We start from the raw sequence: 16640 nt of genomic DNA, 5'->3' as shown, positions 1-16640 counted from the left end.
GATCGGGGACCGCTTTCCGGGATTGTCTGGAGCCATGGATGGCGGAAGCAAGCGTACAGGGACGTATTCACAGCGTATCCCTGAAAGCGGTCCCCGATCCCTCCTTCGCAACCTCTGGCATCCTGCCAATAAAAAACCCCGCCGAAGCGGGGTTTTCTGTTTACTGGCCGTATTTAGCCTTGGCCTTACGGCGGTAGGCATGGAGCAGCGGCTCCGTGTAACCACTGGGCTGCTCGCGACCCTTGAAGATCAGGTCGCAGGCTGCCTGGAAGGCCACGTTACCTTCGAAATCATCCGCCATGGGGATGTAACTCGGGTCGCCCTCGTTCTGACGGTCCACAACCTTCGCCATGCGCTTGAGCGTCTCCATCACCTGCTCTTCCGTGCAGATGCCGTGGTACAGCCAGTTGCACAGCAGCTGGGAGGCGATCCGCAGGGTGGCGCGGTCCTCCATCAGCCCCACATCGTTGATGTCCGGCACCTTGGAACAACCCACGCCCTGCTCGATCCAGCGCACGACGTAGCCGAGGATGCCCTGGGCGTTGTTATCTAGCTCCTGCTTGATCTCGTCCTGGCTGAGGGACTTGGGATCCTTCATCAGCGGGATCGTCAGGATGTTGTCCAGGCTGGCGCGCTCGCGCTTGGCCAGTTCGTCCTGGACCGCCATCACGTTGACCTGGTGATAGTGGATGGCGTGCAGCGTTGCCGCCGTGGGTGATGGGACCCAGGCGCAGTTAGCGCCGGCCTTGGGATGACTGATCTTCGCTTCCATCATGGCCGCCAGCTTGTCCGGCATGGGCCACATGCCCTTGCCGATCTGGGCGCGGCCCTTGAGGCCGGTTTCCAGGCCGATGTCCACGTTCCAATCCTCGTAGCTGGTCATCCAGGGCGCCTGCTTCATCTCGCCCTTACGGATCACGGGGCCGGCTTCCATGCTGGTGTGGATCTCGTCGCCGGTGCGGTCCAGGAAGCCGGTGTTGATGAAGATGATCCGGTCCTTCGCCTCGCGGATGCATTCCTTGAGGTTGACGGTGGTCCGGCGCTCCTCGTCCATAACACCAACCTTCAGGGTGTTGCGGGCGATGCCCAGGGCGTCCTCGACGCGGCCGAAGAGCTCGTTGGTGAACGCCACTTCTTCCGGGCCGTGCATCTTGGGCTTCACGATGTAGACGCTGCCGGTGCGGCTATTGGCGACCTTGCTATTGCCCTTGAGGTCGTGGATGGCGATCAGGGAAGTGACCATGCCGTCCATGATGCCCTCGGGCACTTCGTTGCCGTCGCTGTCCAGGATGGCGTCATTGGTCATCAGGTGGCCCACGTTGCGCACCAGCATCAGGCTGCGGCCCTGGAGGCTCAGCGGCTTGCCATCGGCACCGGTGTAATCGCGGTCGGCGTTCATCTTACGGGTAACGGTCTTGCCGCCCTTCTCGAAGCTCTCCTCGAGGCTGCCCTTCATCAGGCCCAGCCAGTTGCGGTAGACGCCGGTCTTATCGTCGGCATCAACCGCCGCAACCGAGTCCTCGCAGTCCATGATCGTGGTCAGGGCGGATTCCGTGGCCACGTCCTTGACGTGCGCCGGGTCGTCCTGGCCGATCGGATGGCTGGCGTCGACCTGGATTTCCAGGTGCATGCCGTTGCGCACCAGCAGTACGGATTCGGGCTCGGACTCGCTGCCCTTGTAGCCGACGAACTGGGCCGGATCCTTCAGACCGGTTTCGGAACCGTCCTTGAGCTTCACGACCAGCTTGCCGCCATCGACGCGGTACAGGATGGAGTCGCTGTGGCTGCCCTGGGCCAGCGGTGCGGATTCATCGAGAACGCCACGGGCGTAGGCAATGACCTTTTCGCCGCGAACCGGGTTGTAACCGGGGCCTTTGTCCGCGCCGCCCTCTTCCGGGATGATGTCGGAGCCGTAGACAGCGTCGTAGAGGCTGCCCCAGCGGGCGTTGGCGGCGTTCAGCGCGAAACGTGCGTTGGAGATTGGCACGACCAGCTGGGGGCCGGCGACCCGCGCGATCTCGTCGTCGACGTTGGCGGTGGTGGCGGTGAAATCCTCGCCTTCCGGCTTGAGGTAGCCGATGTCCTTGAGGAAGCCTTTGTAGCTCTCCAGATCGATGGGCTGGCCCTTGTTTTCGCGGTGCCAGTTGTCGATCTTGGCCTGCAGGTCTTCCCGGAACTTGAGGAGGTCGCGGTTGCGCGGCGCCATGTCGGCGACGATGCGGCCGAATTCGTTCCAGAAGTGGTCCTGGTCGACGCCGGTGCCGGGGATGGCTTCGTTGTTGATGAAGTCGTAAAGGAGTCGGGCGACCTGCAGGCCCCCTGCGTTCACGCGTTCCGTCATGTTGTTTGCCTCGGATTGCTTTTGGTAAATCTCGGGTTTGGTGCTTTGGCGGGTGGGGGAGCCCGTTCCGGGAATCGCTGTGAATACGTCCGTGTACGCTGCCCTCCGCCATCCATGGCTCCGGAGCTTCCCGGAACGGGCTCCCCCACCCGCCTTCTAAATTCGTGCGCGTATTCTACGGCAAACTAGCTCTGAATTTACAGGCCGAGTGGTTTACTCGCGTCGCCAGGTGGTTCCTTCCCGGCTGTCTTCTAGAACGATACCCTGCTCCAGGAGTTCATCCCGAATGCGATCAGCTTCACCGAAGTCCTTGTTTTTCTTGGCCTGACGCCGCTCTTCGATAAGCCCTTCAATGCGGTCCGCATTCAGGTCGCCGGTGTCGGCCTGGAGGAAGGAAGCCGGTTCACGTTCGAGAACGCCCAGCACACCGCCAAGACGTTTGAGAACACCTGCCATGGCGCTGGACTGTTCGGTTTCGCCCGCTTTCTTGCACCGGTTAAGTTCTGCCGTGACCGCGTGCAGTACCGCTGTGGCTTCGACAGTGTTGAAGTCGTCGTCCATGGCAGCCATGAAGCGCTGGTCGTGCTCGGTTTCTGCCGGGTCCTTTGCGGGCTCCACACCATCCAGGGCCTGGTAGAACTTCATCAGTGCGGACCTCGCATCCGCGAGGCTGTCCGGGGTGTAGTCGATCTGGCTGCGGTAGTGGCTGGAGATCAGGAAATAGCGCACCACTTCCGGGTCGTGTTCCTGGAGGATGTCGCGGATGGTGAAGAAGTTGCCCAGGGACTTGGACATCTTTTCGTGGTTCACCCGCACCGCACCGGCGTGCATCCAGTAGTTCACGAACGGCTGCTCATGGGCGCACTCGGACTGGGCGATCTCGTTCTCGTGGTGCGGGAACATCAGGTCCGGGCCGCCGCCATGGATGTCGAAGGTGCGCCCGAGTCGGGAGCGGGACATAGCGGAGCACTCGATGTGCCAGCCGGGCCGGCCCTCGCCCCAGGGCGACGGCCAGCTGACCTCGCCGGGCTTTGCGGATTTCCAGAGCACGAAATCCGCCGGACTGGCCTTGGCTTCCTGAACCTCAACCCGGGCACCGGCAACCAGATCCTCCAGCTTCTTCCGGCTCAGCTTGCCGTAGTCATCAAAGGTCGAGACGGCAAAGTAAACATCCCCATTGTCCGCCGGATACGCATGCCCCTTATCCACCAGGGTCCGGATCATGTCGATCATCTCGTCCATGTACTCGGTAGCGCGCGGCTCTTCGTTCGGCCGCAACACCCCGAGCGCCCCCTCATCCACGTGCATGGCTTCGATCATGCGGTCAGTGAGCACATGAAAATCCTCACCGTTCTCCCGCGCACGATCCAGTATCTTGTCGTCCACATCGGTGATGTTACGCACATAATGAACGTCGTAGCCCCGATGCCGGAAATAGCGCGTGATCACATCAAACGCCACCAGTACCCGTGCGTGGCCCAGATGACAGTAATCATACACCGTCATGCCGCACACATAGATCCCAACCTTCCCTGGTTCAATCGGCTGGAAAGTTTCCTTTTTGCGACTGAGCGTACTGTATAGCTGGATCACACTATCTCCATTTCCTGACATGATTAACCAACCCCGTAGCCGGAGGATCAGCGGCCGGGGAGGACTTTCCGGGAAGCTCCGGAGCCATGGATGGCGGAGGGCAGCGTACAGGGACGTATTCACAGCGATTCCCGGAAAGTCCTCCCCGGTCGCTGATCCCGCACGACACTACCAGACTACTGACCACTGACCTTGGCCCAGGAATCCCGCAACGTCACGGTCCGATTCAGAACAATCCGATCCCCATCACTCACCTCGGGATCAAAGAAGAAATACCCCTCCCGCTCAAACTGGTAAGCAATATCCCGCCGAGGTTCCGCCAGATTCTCCTCGCCCTTGCACCCATAAAGGGTCACCAGATTCTCCGGATTCAGATCCTCAATATAATCCCGTTCCTTATCCGCTCCAGGATTCTCTACCCCAAACAGGCGGTCATAGAGCCGCAACTCCAGATCCACCGCCGTCTCCGCCGACACCCAGTGAATCACCCCCTTGGGCTTGTACCCCTCCGGATTGACCCCAAGCGTAGCCGGATCGTATTCCGCATGAATCTCCGTAACATTGCCTTCATCATCCTGCACAAAATCCGTACAGGTAATCACATACCCTCCCCGCAGCCGCACCGCATTACCCGGGGAAAGCCGCTTCCACTTACGCGGCGGCACTTCAGCGAAGTCGTTCTGGTCAATATAGAGCTCCCGGGTCCAGGTCACCTCCCGGGTACCCATGGATTCATCCTGGGGATGCACCGGCACGGTCAGGCTTTCCCGCTGTCCTTCCGGGTAGTTAGTCAGCACCAGCTTCACCGGGTGCAGCACACACATGGCCCGGGGTGCATGCTTGTTCAGATCATCCCGAATGGCGTGCTCCAGCATACCCAGGTCCACGGTTCCACCGGTCTTGTTGATGCCCACCATATCGCAGAACTGGCGAATGGACGCCGGCGTAAAGCCACGCCGGCGCATCCCGGAGAGCGTCGGCATGCGCGGGTCATTCCAGGCGTCCACGTAGCCCTCGTTCACCAGGCGCATCAGCTTGCGCTTGCTGGTGATGGTGTAGTTCACGTTCAACCGGGCGAACTCAATCTGCCGAGGCCGGCACGGCGGCGTCACGTTCTCGAGGACCCAATCATACAACGGACGGTGATCCTCGAACTCCAGGGTACAGAGCGAGTGGGTCACCCCCTCTTCCGCGTCGGACAACGGATGGGTGAAATCGTACATCGGATAGATGCACCACTTGTCGCCGGTCTGGTGGTGGTGCAGGAAACGGATCCGGTACAGGATGGGATCACGCAGGTTCATGTTCGGTGAGGCCATATCGATCTTCGCCCGCAGCGCGTGTTCACCCTCGGCGAACTCCCCGGCCCGCATGCGACGGAACAGGTCGAGATTCTCCTCGACCGAGCGATCCCGATACGGGCTGTTCTTCCCGGCTTCCTTGAGCGTCCCCCGGTAGGAAGCGGCCGTTTCCGGATCCAGACTGCAAACGTAAGCGTGACCGTTGCGAATCAGCTCTTCAGCGTACTCATAGAGCCGGTCAAAATAATCCGATGCAAACCGGACCGGGCCTTTCCATTCATAGCCCAGCCACTCAACATCCCGCTTGATGGAATCGATGTATTCCTGGCTTTCCTTCTCCGGGTTGGTGTCGTCAAAGCGAAGTGTGCAGTCACCCCCAAAGGCTTCGGCCATCCCGAAATTCACGAAGATGGACTTGGCGTGGCCGATGTGCAGGTAACCGTTGGGCTCCGGCGGAAACCGGGTCACAATGTGGTCGTGACGGCCCTGCTCCAGGTCGTCCTGGATGATGGTTTTGATGAAGTTACCGGACTGATTTGCTTCTGCGCTCATAGAATTCCTGACACCGCCGGAGTGGAATGTGAAAATCGGCCATTATACGCACTGCTTGCAAGGATCTCATGCACCCGGATGATGGATGCCTTACAATACGCCCCGTTTGAATGCGAAAGGATATAGTTTCATGGTCGTTCTGGAAACCAGTAAGGGCCGCATTGTGCTGGAAACCGACCCGGATAATGCCCCGATTACCACCGAGAATTTCAAGAGTTACGTGCGCGACGGTTTCTACGATGGACTGATCTTCCATCGGGTCATCAGCAACTTCATGATCCAGACCGGCGGATTCGGGCCGGATATGGAGCCGCACAGGCCCGGCGCCCCGATCCAGAACGAGGCGGACAACGGCCTCAGCAACAAGCGCGGAACCATTGCCATGGCACGCACCATGAACCCGCATACAGCCTCGTCCCAGTTCTTCATCAATGTGAACGATAACGGCTTCCTGGACCACACCGCCAAAACCCAGGACGGCTGGGGTTACTGCGTCTTCGGGCAGGTTGTTGAAGGCATGGACGTTGTGGACAGCATCCGCGAAGTCCCTACCACCGCCCGCGCGGGGCACCGCGACGTTCCGGTGGATGAGATCCTTATCCACGAGGCACGCCTTGTTGATGGCGAAGGTGAATCATGACCACCCGGTTCATCGCGGACCTGCACCTGGAGGAATCCCGACGGGATGTCACCGACGCCTTCCTTGGCTTCCTGGACGGATACGCCCGGAACATTGATGCGCTCTACATACTGGGCGATTTCTTCGAGAACTGGATCGGGGACGACGAGCGAACTCCCTTGCAGGAGGAAGTGGCCGGGGCCCTGAAGCAGGTCCATGCCACAGGTACGCGCCTCTATCTGATGCACGGCAACCGGGATTTTCTCATCGGACAGGATTTCTGCGACCGGATCGGGGCAACCCTGCTGGACGACCCGACCTGTATTGACCTCTACGGCGAGCCCACACTGCTGATGCACGGTGACAGCCTCTGCACGGCGGACACCGAATACATGGAGTTTCGGGCCAAAATGCGTAATCCGGAGTGGCAGCAGGCCTTCCTGAAGCGGTCCTTGGCGGAGCGCCAGATGGTTGCTCGCCAGCTGCGGGAGATCAGTCAGGCCAAGAATCAGGGCAAGGAACAGGCCATCATGGATGTCACGCCGGAGGAAGTGGTCTCGGCCATGGAATCACAGGGCGTTCAGCGACTCATCCATGGCCATACCCACAGGCCTGCAGTCCATCAACTGACGGCCAATGGCCGGCCCGCCACCCGCTATGTGACCGGAGACTGGCACGAGAAGGCCTGGTACATCGAAGCTGCACCTGGCCATGCCCCCGAACTGCTCTCAGTGTCATTCACCGAGTTGGGCGCCCAACCCTGAACCTGAACTCAGTGATCGGGGACGGCCTCACGGGAAGCTCTGGAGCCATGGATGGCGGAAGAGCAGCGTACAGGGACGTATTTACAGCGTTTCCCGTGTGGCCGTCCCCGATCACTGACCCCCTACCCCAACAGGCTAGGTAACAAAACCAGGCACACCGCTGTGAAACCGGAACACCTCATCCGGCCCCTCAATCTGCTCACGCTCAACCCCCAGCAATTCCGATACGCGTTCCTCGACGCGATGACCCGCAGCCTTCTCCGCCAGCCTCAGGTAATCCTCGTAGTGTCGGGCCTCAGACTTCAGCAGCGAGTTATAGAACTCGGCAAGCTCCTCGTCGAGATGGGGCGCAATGGCGGCAAACCGCTCGCAGGAACGCGCCTCGATAATGGCCCCGATGATGAGCGTGTCCACCAGCCGGCCAGGCTCCTCCTTGCGGGCATGGGCGTGCAGTGCCTGGGCGTAACGGGCCGGCGACAGGTAGCCGTAGTCGATGCCACGCTTCTGGAGAATCGACAGAACCTGCTCGAAATGCCGCAACTCCTCCCGCGCCAGGCGCGACATGCGATGCAGCAGATCCGGATCGTCCATATAGCGATACATCAGGCCCAACGCCGTTGAGGCGGCCTTCTTTTCACAATGCGCGTGATCGATCAGGAGTAGATCCTGATTCCGGAGGGCTGCCTCGACCCAGGCCGAGGGCGTGGGGCAAGGCAGGAATTCATGGATATGGGAAAGGTCGATCTGGGGCATCCCCGTGCTCCCTCAAAAAGCGCGAGAATACCCCCGGCTCAGGCGCCAGTGCAACCTAGCCGTTGACCTTCTCAAACTCATCGCTGATCTCTTTTTCCGGCTCGCCGGTCGCCAGCGACACACCCGCAATGGCGATAATGGCAAACAGGAAGCCTGGGACGATCTCGTACATATCGAACAGACCGCCCTCCAGCATATTCCAGACCACGACGGTAACGCCGCCCACGATTATCCCGGCAAGAGCACCTCCGCGGTTCATGCGGGGCCAGTACAGTGACATGAGAATCACTGGTCCGAACGCGGCGCCGAAGCCGGCCCAGGCATAGGACACAAGATCCAGGACCATGCTGTCGTCATCCAACGCAATCACACAGGCAAGCACGGCAATAACGATCACCCCTGCGCGGCCAATACGCACCAGCTCAACGGAATCCGCGTCCGGGCGGAAAAAGCCCTTATAGAAGTCCTCCGCCAGGGCCGAAGACGAGACCAGAAGCTGGGAGTCAGCCGTACTCATGACAGCCGCAAGGATTGCCGCCAGCAGAACGCCAGCAATAACCGGATGGAAAAGGGCATCCACCAGCATCATGAAGGCCCGCTCGCCGTCTTCGAGCCCCTCGCCCTCAAAAAAGGCAATGGAAGCGAAGCCAACGAAGAGCGCGCCCAGCAGGGTCAGCGCGGACCAGGACACGGCAACACGACGCGCGTAGGGCACCCGATCCTGGCTGCTGATCGCCATGAAGCGCGCCAGAACGTGAGGCTGGCCGAAATAACCCAGCCCCCACGCCAGCAGCGAGACAATGGCGATGAAGCCAAGCGCTTCACCCTCAGCGTTGGTGAAGAAGCCCAGCATGCCCGAACCTTCATCCAGCATTGACGCCTTCATGCCACTCCAGCCACCAACTTCACCACTATTGATGGCGAGCACTGGCACGAGCATCAACGCAAGCAGCATCATCAGCCCCTGGATAACATCCGTCCAGGATACGGCCAGAAAGCCGCCAAACAGTGTGTAGGAGACGATGGCAATAGTGCCGACAACAACCGCCCACTCGTACGGCATGGAAAAGACGGTCTCGAACAGCTTGCCGCCAGCTACAAGCCCGGAACTGGTATAGAACAGGAAGAAAAGCAGTATGAAGAACGCTGCGATGACACGGAGGATCCGCGTTTCGTCCCGGAATCGATTCTCCAGGAAAGACGGGATCGTCAGCGAATCCTTGGCCGCGGCGCTGTAATTCCGCAGACGCCGTGCAACCAGCAGCCAGTTGGCCCAGGTGCCGATCAGAAGACCAACGGCAATCCAGGTTGCCTGCAGACCCGCCGCATAGGCAAAACCCGGGAGGCCCATCAGCAGCCAACCGCTCATATCGGACGCACCGGCGCTCAGAGCCGAGGGGATCGGCCCCAGGTTACGCCCACCCAGAATATAGTCCGACAGATTCTGGGTGCGCAGATAGGCCACCAGGCCAAGGCCCAGCATGACCAGCAGATAGATAATAAAAGTGACGATAACGACACCTGTGTTTTCAACCATGGTTCGGCTCCATCGGGTTTCCCCGTTTGTTGTTGTTCAGCCTATTTCCTCGACACCCAGTGACAGGAGCGTGGCATTGCCTCCCGCCGCCGTAGTGTTATTGCTCCTGACGCGCTCCGTCGCGAAGCGCGGCAGGTAGTTCGGCCCACCAGCCTTGGGGCCGGTCCCGGACAGTCCGCGACCGCCGAAGGGCTGGACGCCCACAACGGCGCCGACCTGATTACGGTTGATATAGGTGTTGCCGACCTTGACGCGGCGTTCAATGTACGCCGCCGTGGACTCGCTTCGGCTGTGAATGCCCAGGGTCAGCCCATAGCCGGCGCCATTGATTTCATCAATCACTTTATCCAGATCCTGAGCGTCATACCGCACAACGTGCAGGATCGGCCCGAAATACTCCTGGTCCAGCGACTCGATGCTGGTGATCTCATAGGCGACCGGGGGCACAAAGAAGCCCCTCTCACAGCTATCCGCCAGCGGCGCCTCTCCCACAATGCGGTGAGACGCCCTGAGTTCCTCCACATGCCCCATCAGGACGCGGTAGGAGTCGCGGTCAATCACCGGCCCGACGTCCGTCTCAAGCTTTTCCGGATCACCCAGCCTGAGGTCCCGCATCGCTCCGGCGAGGGTTTCCTCAATGGCATCCGCAACATCGTCCTGGACATAGAGCACCCTCAGCGCGGAACAGCGCTGACCGGCACTGCCAAAGGCGGACATGATCACATCCTTGACCACCTGTTCCGGCAGCGCGCTGCTGTCGACGATCATCGCGTTCTGGCCCCCGGTTTCCGCGATCAACGGAATGATGGGACCTTTCCTCGCGGCCAAGGTCTGGCTGATGATGTGGGCAACGGTTGTGGAACCGGTGAAAGTAACCCCGGCGAGCCTCGGGTCCGAAAGCACCTGCTTGCCGATGCCCGCCCCCTCTCCTGGTATCAGCTGGATGACACCGGGCGGGAAACCGGCCTCCAGCATCAGCTCCGTCGCCCGATAGGCAATGAGTGATGCCTGCTCGGCGGGCTTGGCAAGCACCGTATTGCCGGCAGCCAATGCCGCCATGATCTGGCCGGTAAAAATCGCCAGCGGGAAGTTCCAGGGGCTGATGCACAGGAACACACCCCGCCCTTCCAGGTAATACTCGTTGGATTCCCCTGTTGGCCCCGGCATCTCCATGGGCTCGGCAAACTGGCGACGTGCCTGCATGGCGTAATAGCGACAGAAATCCACCGCTTCGCGCACCTCTGCGATACCATCAAGCAGCGATTTACCAGCTTCCCGGCTGCACAGGGCGATCAGTTCGTGCTCGTTCGCTTCCATGCGGTCGGCGTAGGCTTCCAGACAACGGGCCCGTTGTTCAGCCGGTGTCTGATTCCAGCCCTCGAATGACTCATGAGCCGTCTTCAACGCCTTTTCAACCAGATCCGGCCGGCTCCAGCTCATGATGCCCGCTTTGCGGGACTGGTCATGGGGGCAGGTCACGGTCGTACGGGCATCGGACTTGCACCGCTCACCATTAACGATGGGCGTGGCCTGCCATTCATGGGATGACCACTTGCGGAGACCTTCCATGAATGGATTGAGTTCGGAGAGAACCGCCAGGTTATGCCCCCGGGAGTTGCGCCGCTCCTCCCCGTAGATACCGGACGGGCGCGGAATGCGCAGATCCGGGAACTGCTCGTGTGAGCGCAGCGCATCGGCGGGATGACCTACAAGGTCCTCGATGGGCGTCTCCGCATCCACGAGTCGATGGACGAAGGAGGAGTTGGCGCCATTTTCCAGCAGCCGTCGAACCAGGTAAGGGAGCAGGTCCTTGTGAGCACCAACCGGTGCATAGATGCGGACCGGAATCTTGGGGACTTCCTGCATGACAACCGCATAGAGCGCGTCACCCATGCCATGAAGGCGCTGGAATTCGTAGTCGGCGCCGTTTTCCTCGGCCATGTTCAGGATGGAGGCGACCGTGTGCGCATTGTGGCTGGCGAACTGCGGGAAGATATGGCCCTGGGCGTACTCACTGAGCAGGAAACGCGCGCAGGCCAGAAAACAGACATCCGTCCCTTCCTTGCGCGTATAGACCGGGTAGCTTTCCACGCCCAGCACCTGCGCGTGCTTGACTTCGGTATCCCAATACGCGCCCTTGACCAGACGAACCGGGATGCGATCGCCCTGCTTGCGCGCCAGGGCCGCAATCCAGCACAGCACCGGCAACGCCGGCTTCGAGTAGGCCTGTACCGCCAGGCCGAATTCCCCCCAGCCCCGACAGGCATCCGATTCATAGACCGTCCGGAACACCTCCAGGGACAGTTCCAGGCGGTCCATCTCCTCGGCATCCACCGTCAAGGGAACGCCCTTTTCGCGGGCAAAACGGACCAGTCTGAGAAGCCGCGTGGTAAGTTCCTTGTGCACCCGGTCCTGCTGTGCACGCTCATACCGTGGGTGCAGCGCTGACAGCTTGATGGACACCGATGGCATGGACTGCTCGCCGCGGGGATAGCTGTCGCTGCCCACAGACTCGATGGCGCTCCAGTAATCATTGAAATAACGCGACGAATCGGAGTCATTCAGCGCCGCCTCACCCAGCATATCAAACGAATAGGTATAACCTTGGTTCCGGTACTGGCGCCCTTCGTGAAGCGCTTCATCAATATCCCGGCCAAGCACGAACTGACGACCCATGATGGCCATGGCCTGATACATGGCCTTTCGGATCACAGGCTCGCCGCAGCGATTCACCAGTTTGTGCCAGATCGACTTGGGATGGCCGTCAAGCCCCGGGTCCATGCGTACAACACGGCCGGTAAGGAGCATGCCCCAGGTTGAGGCGTTAACCATCACCGATTCGCTGCGACCAAGGTGCTTGTTCCAGTCCGCATCCCCCATCTTGTCCCGGATGAGGGCATCGGCGGTATGCGCGTCGGGGATGCGGATGAGCGCCTCGGCCAGACACATGAGCAGGATGCCCTCCTCGGTGTCCAGGCTGTACTCCTGGAGCAGCGCGTCCACCATGTGAACGGAGTCGTCCTGCTCGCGCACCTTGCGGATCAATCCAGTGGCCCGGTCCGCGATGGCCTGGCGTTCGCGATCACTGGGCTCCGAGATGGCGAGAAGGGACTCGAGATAGGCCGATTCATCTGTGTAGTGGTTCTCGACGATTCCCTGCCAGAGGTAATCCAGATCGTCGCGGGGGAACGACGGGTCGAGCACCCGACTGGCTTCATACATAAAGAAGGACCTCCACTCAATGACGGGCGTCACGGATTGAGATTTACTTACCCGATCAGGTCATTAAAGCAGAGGATTAACAGAAGTGCACGGGAATCAAACGTTATGTTACCAACGGTCAATCAATGAAGCCGTTTCCCGGTATAGGGCCTGCTCAACCACCTCCAGTGGCTGGGCGGCATCAATCCGGCGGTAGGCCTCCGGAAGGGTCTGTGCCCGCTCCCGGTAGACAGCGCGTACACGCTCAAAAAATCGTTCCCGCTCGGTCTCGAAGCGATCCTTACCGCCGGCGCGGTCAGATATCCGCTCCATGCCTTTTGCCACCGGCGCATCCAGCCAGAAGATTCGATCCGGCCTCAGATCCCCCTGAACCAATTGCTCCAGGGTTGCTACTAGCTCCGCGTCAAGGTTGCGTCCGCCGCCCTGGTAGGCGTAGGTGGCATCAGTGAAGCGGTCACACAGCACCCATTGCCCACCGTCGAGGCTGGGGCGGATCAGGCGGGCCAGGTGCTGGGCCCGGGCCGCGAACATCAGGAGCAATTCAGTGGTCGGGTCCACTGCCTCCTCGCGGGAAGCAAGAAGCAGGGCTCTGATTTCCTCCGCCAATGGGGTTCCACCGGGCTCTCGGGTAACCCGGTGGTCAATGCCACGATTCGTCAGATACTCCGACACAAGACGGATCGCGGTGGATTTGCCAACGCCCTCGGTGCCCTCAAAGGTGATAAAGAGTCCCCGACCACCGTCATTCATCCGTACCGTCCTCGCTTGCATCCGGAGCAGGGGCTGGGAAGGAGCGATAGTCCTCGCCACGATTAAGCTGAAAACGCCGGACCGCCTTGTTATGTTCTTCCAGGGTCCGCGAAAAATAATGGGACCCGTCACCACGGGCTACGAAATACAGGGCCTCCCCCTCCGCAGGATTAACCGCGGCCTGAATCGCGGCTTCACCCGGCATGCCGATGGGCGTCGGCGGTAGGCCATCAATCCTGTAGGTATTGTGCGAAGTGTTTTCACGCAGGTCGGAGCTGCCAATCCGCCCGTCATAGCTCTCGCCCATCCCATAGATGACGGTGGGATCCGTCTGCAGCCGCATTCCGCGCTCAAGCCGGCGCACGAAGACGCCGGCGACCCGGGGCTTCTCTTTCGACAATGGCGTCTCGAGCTCAATGATCGAGGCAAGAATGAGCGCCTCATAGGCCGAGTCGAAGGGGAGATCATCGGCCCGCGATGCCCAGGCGCGCGACAGCACGGACGTCATCCGCTCATGGGCCTGTCGCAGAACATCAAGGTCGGTGTCGCCCTTTTGATACTCATAGCTTGCCGGGAAGAACCAACCCTCGGGATGCATATCCTCTTTACCCAGTTTCTCCATGACCGCCCTGGGTGGCACCTCGTCCAGGACCTGGCCCAGATGCTCCTGCTCCTTCAGCCGTTCGCGGATACGGGAAAACGTCCACCCCTCCGGCAGGCGCACCGACCAGGTATGCGTCTCACCACGGACAATTCGGCGGACCAGGTCAAGCGCCGACATGCCGGGCTCGAGCTGGTAATAGCCGGACTGGATGCCGGTCAATTCCGGTTCAAGCCGCCCCCTGATTCGCATCCATAAAGCATCCTCAACGAAACCCCGCCGCTCGAGCTCCCTTGCCAGGCCAATAAAAGACGTACCGCGCTGAAGTTCGATGAACGCTGGTTCCGACAGAACTATCGGTTCTTCGAGAGCGGAGAGCTTCTCATAAAGGAAAACGCCGGCGGCCGTGACGCCAAGGATTAGCGCCACGAATGCAACCGCAACCAGGTATCTGAAACGCATCAGGCAAGCCCCAACCAATTGATAACACTCTCTTGTAGCCGCGCGGCGTCATCGGTGACCGGAAGTGGATGATCATCCAGCACTGTGGCGTTGACCAGGCCCATGACACTGTTGCCAAGCATAAGCCCATTCTTCTGGATTATAGCGCGCGTGAGATCCCCCTCCACCAACCGCAGGCCCAATTCAGGAAGGGGCACGCCCAGCCAGCGGCGCAGTGTTCCGTGCACAGCAACACGCTCAGCCGGTGGTGTCACCAGCGTGTCCCCCATCAGAACAAAGATATTGCTCCGGGTTCCCTCCAAAGGATAGCCATTGGAATCGTTCATGAGTCCTTCGAAGTCATCGCTGGCAAGCTCCATACTGGCGAGCACCTGATCCAGCCTGTCCAGCGTTTTCAGGCCCTGGCGTTCAACCCGGGGCTGAACGCACTGCCGGCAACCGCGAACCCGAATCGGTTCGCCCGGAAGGGGGGATTGTGGCAGAGGCGCTGTCGCCGTAATAACCCGGGCGCGGGGCGCCGGCGGCATACGGTACCCTCTACCGCCGGACCCTGCCGTAACCGTCAGCTTCAGGAACCGGCCCGCTCCCGGCGCATCAAGCAGGCCCCGCTGACTAGCAGCGGCCCGCCATTGCGCGAAGCCGTCACTATGGAAGGGAATTCCCAACGCATGGCAGCCATGGAGCAGACGCTCACGATGGTATTGTTCCAGCAACAGACCTTCCGGCTCCAGGCGCATGGTTTCAAAAACACCCTGACCATAGGCAAGCCCCCGATCGTCTGGCGGGACAGAATCACCGTTATCAGCCCAGACCCACTCAATACCCCGGGTCATTACGGCTCCGGGCGTCGCAGGATCAGGGTCCCGTTGGTTCCCCCGAAACCAAACGAATTCGAGAGCGCCACGTTGACAACCGAGTGCCTGGCTTTGTGCGGTACAAAATCCAGGTCACAGCCGTCATCGGGGTCATCAAGGTTGATCGTCGGAGGCAGCAGGCCATCCCGAATGGCCAGCGCACAGTAGATGGCCTCGACCGCGCCCGCGGCGCCGAGAAGGTGACCGGTCATTGACTTGGTACTGCTGACCGACAGGTTCCGGGCGTGGCTACCGAAGACACTCTTGACCGCGGCCACTTCCGCCACATCCCCCACCGTCGTGCTGGTGCCGTGGGCGTTGACGTAGTCCACCTGCTCCGGCTCCATCCCGGCATCACGCAGGGCATTACTCATGGCCTTGGCCGCGCCACGCCCGTCCTCCGGCGGGGAGGTTATATGATGGGCATCGTCACTCATCCCGAAACCCGCCACTTCCGCGAGGATTGTGGCACCCCGGGCCCGTGCATGCTCAAGCTCCTCAAGCACAACGGCGCCGGCACCGTCACTCAGCACAAAGCCATCCCGCCCCCGATCCCAGGGACGGCTGGCCTTTTCCGGCTCCTCATTGCGGGTTGAAAGGGCACGCGCCGAGGCGAACGCAGCCAGGCCTGTCGGCGTTGTCGCCATCTCGGCGCCGCCGGCGATCATCACATCCGCATCGCCATAGGCGATGGTGCGTGCCGCATACCCAATGTTATGGGTCCCGGTGGTACAGGCCGTGGTAATCGCGATATTGGGGCCGCAGAAGCCATACTGGATGGCGAGATTTCCGGCGACCATATTGATCACGGATCCGGGAACAAAAAACGGAGACACGCGACGAGGCCCGTGATCCCTAAGGGCATGGAAGTTCTTCTCGATATACTCCAGACCGCCGATGCCCGAGCCAATGGCGCAACCCACACGGTCGGGATCCGGTCCATCCCCGATCATGAGGCCACTCGTTTCAATGGCCTCGTAAGCGGCAATAAGTCCGTACTGGATAAAGGCATCCATCTTGCGGATGTCTTTGGGAGGGAGGTAATCACTGACCTCCAGGTTGCGTATCGCACCGCCAATCCGGGTTGAGTATCCCTCAGTATTGAACCGCTCGATCGGCCCGATACCGCTTTCTCCGGCGGCAATCGCCTTCCAGTTATCGGCGACCGTATTGCCAAGTGGCGACACGGCCCCGCATCCCGTCAAAACCACACGCCTTGCGGCCATAGAGGAACCTCTTCAACACAGTGCCCAGGGCGGGCTATCCATTAAAAAAGCCGCCCTGTTCCGGG

Annotated in this window: 12 protein-coding genes; 2 read left to right on the top strand and 10 right to left on the bottom strand. The window is 60.6% G+C overall.

Features of this window, described 5'->3' with window-relative positions; translation table 11 throughout:
• Nucleotides 1-160: 160 nt before the first annotated feature.
• From DES49_RS11380 to DES49_RS11370, 3 genes are all read right to left on the bottom strand, one after another.
• Nucleotides 161-2341, bottom strand: coding sequence for a malate synthase G (locus DES49_RS11380; RefSeq protein WP_133736551.1), 2181 nt, complete (start codon nucleotides 2339-2341; stop codon nucleotides 161-163).
• Between the two features lie 213 nt (nucleotides 2342-2554).
• Nucleotides 2555-3934 carry a cysteine--tRNA ligase gene (gene cysS / locus DES49_RS11375; RefSeq protein ID WP_133736550.1) on the bottom strand — a complete coding sequence of 460 codons (1380 nt, stop codon included), beginning with the start codon at nucleotides 3932-3934 and terminating at the stop codon, nucleotides 2555-2557.
• Nucleotides 3935-4110: 176 nt separating this feature from the next.
• Nucleotides 4111-5787: a glutamine--tRNA ligase/YqeY domain fusion protein gene (locus DES49_RS11370; protein WP_133736549.1), complete on the bottom strand. Its 1677-nt coding sequence runs from the start codon at nucleotides 5785-5787 to the stop codon at nucleotides 4111-4113.
• Nucleotides 5788-5917: 130 nt separating this feature from the next.
• Between DES49_RS11370 and DES49_RS11365 the strand changes: the two genes are divergently transcribed.
• Together DES49_RS11365 and DES49_RS11360 are read left to right on the top strand one after the other, a co-directional pair.
• The gene (locus tag DES49_RS11365; protein WP_133736548.1) at nucleotides 5918-6427 is read left to right on the top strand and encodes a peptidylprolyl isomerase; all 510 of its coding nucleotides are present in this window, start codon (nucleotides 5918-5920) and stop codon (nucleotides 6425-6427) included.
• Entirely contained in the window at nucleotides 6424-7170 is a 747-nt protein-coding gene (locus DES49_RS11360) for a UDP-2,3-diacylglucosamine diphosphatase (RefSeq protein WP_133736547.1), read from the top strand. The genes DES49_RS11365 and DES49_RS11360 overlap by 4 nt, the downstream gene beginning before the upstream one ends.
• Before the next feature lie 135 nt (nucleotides 7171-7305).
• Here the strand turns inward: DES49_RS11360 and DES49_RS11355 are convergent, their stop codons facing one another.
• From DES49_RS11355 to fabF, 7 genes are all read right to left on the bottom strand, one after another.
• Complete coding sequence (locus DES49_RS11355) at nucleotides 7306-7923, bottom strand: MiaE family protein (RefSeq protein ID WP_133736546.1); 618 nt, start codon at nucleotides 7921-7923, stop codon at nucleotides 7306-7308.
• A gap of 55 nt (nucleotides 7924-7978) precedes the next feature.
• A complete protein-coding gene (putP, locus tag DES49_RS11350) occupies nucleotides 7979-9460 on the bottom strand; it encodes a sodium/proline symporter PutP (protein WP_133736545.1) in 1482 nt (493 codons plus the stop codon).
• A 36-nt stretch (nucleotides 9461-9496) separates the two neighbouring features.
• A complete protein-coding gene (putA, locus tag DES49_RS11345; RefSeq protein ID WP_133736544.1) occupies nucleotides 9497-12682 on the bottom strand; it encodes a bifunctional proline dehydrogenase/L-glutamate gamma-semialdehyde dehydrogenase PutA in 3186 nt (1061 codons plus the stop codon).
• 108 nt (nucleotides 12683-12790) lie between these two features.
• A complete protein-coding gene (tmk, locus tag DES49_RS11340) occupies nucleotides 12791-13432 on the bottom strand; it encodes a dTMP kinase (protein WP_133736543.1) in 642 nt (213 codons plus the stop codon).
• On the bottom strand, nucleotides 13425-14495 hold the full coding sequence (gene mltG / locus DES49_RS11335) for an endolytic transglycosylase MltG (protein ID WP_133736542.1): 1071 nt from the start codon (nucleotides 14493-14495) through the stop codon (nucleotides 13425-13427). Before mltG ends, tmk begins: the two co-directional genes overlap by 8 nt.
• Nucleotides 14495-15328 (bottom strand): aminotransferase class IV, encoded by an 834-nt coding sequence (locus tag DES49_RS11330; RefSeq protein WP_133736541.1) that lies wholly within the window; start codon nucleotides 15326-15328, stop codon nucleotides 14495-14497. Before DES49_RS11330 ends, mltG begins: the two co-directional genes overlap by 1 nt.
• Nucleotides 15328-16575, bottom strand: coding sequence for a beta-ketoacyl-ACP synthase II (fabF, locus tag DES49_RS11325; protein WP_133736540.1), 1248 nt, complete (start codon nucleotides 16573-16575; stop codon nucleotides 15328-15330). Before fabF ends, DES49_RS11330 begins: the two co-directional genes overlap by 1 nt.
• Between the last annotated feature and the right edge of the window lie 65 nt (nucleotides 16576-16640).

This window comes from Halospina denitrificans (genome assembly GCF_004364635.1).
In the GTDB taxonomy this organism is placed as follows: domain Bacteria; phylum Pseudomonadota; class Gammaproteobacteria; order Pseudomonadales; family Oleiphilaceae; genus Halospina; species Halospina denitrificans.
The sequence above is the reverse complement of the archived record's forward strand: the minus strand, read 5'-3'. Positions and strand labels throughout refer to the sequence as shown.

Coding starts and splice junctions, on each gene's coding strand:
- DES49_RS11380 (WP_133736551.1), bottom strand. CDS start 2,341: ATGACGGAACGCGTGAACGCAGGGGGCCTGCAGGTCGCCCGACTCCTT.
- DES49_RS11370 (WP_133736549.1), bottom strand. CDS start 5,787: ATGAGCGCAGAAGCAAATCAGTCCGGTAACTTCATCAAAACCATCATC.
- DES49_RS11365 (WP_133736548.1), top strand. CDS start 5,918: ATGGTCGTTCTGGAAACCAGTAAGGGCCGCATTGTGCTGGAAACCGAC.
- DES49_RS11360 (WP_133736547.1), top strand. CDS start 6,424: ATGACCACCCGGTTCATCGCGGACCTGCACCTGGAGGAATCCCGACGG.
- DES49_RS11355 (WP_133736546.1), bottom strand. CDS start 7,923: ATGCCCCAGATCGACCTTTCCCATATCCATGAATTCCTGCCTTGCCCC.
- putP (WP_133736545.1), bottom strand. CDS start 9,460: ATGGTTGAAAACACAGGTGTCGTTATCGTCACTTTTATTATCTATCTG.
- putA (WP_133736544.1), bottom strand. CDS start 12,682: ATGTATGAAGCCAGTCGGGTGCTCGACCCGTCGTTCCCCCGCGACGAT.
- tmk (WP_133736543.1), bottom strand. CDS start 13,432: ATGAATGACGGTGGTCGGGGACTCTTTATCACCTTTGAGGGCACCGAG.
- mltG (WP_133736542.1), bottom strand. CDS start 14,495: ATGCGTTTCAGATACCTGGTTGCGGTTGCATTCGTGGCGCTAATCCTT.
- DES49_RS11330 (WP_133736541.1), bottom strand. CDS start 15,328: ATGACCCGGGGTATTGAGTGGGTCTGGGCTGATAACGGTGATTCTGTC.
- fabF (WP_133736540.1), bottom strand. CDS start 16,575: ATGGCCGCAAGGCGTGTGGTTTTGACGGGATGCGGGGCCGTGTCGCCA.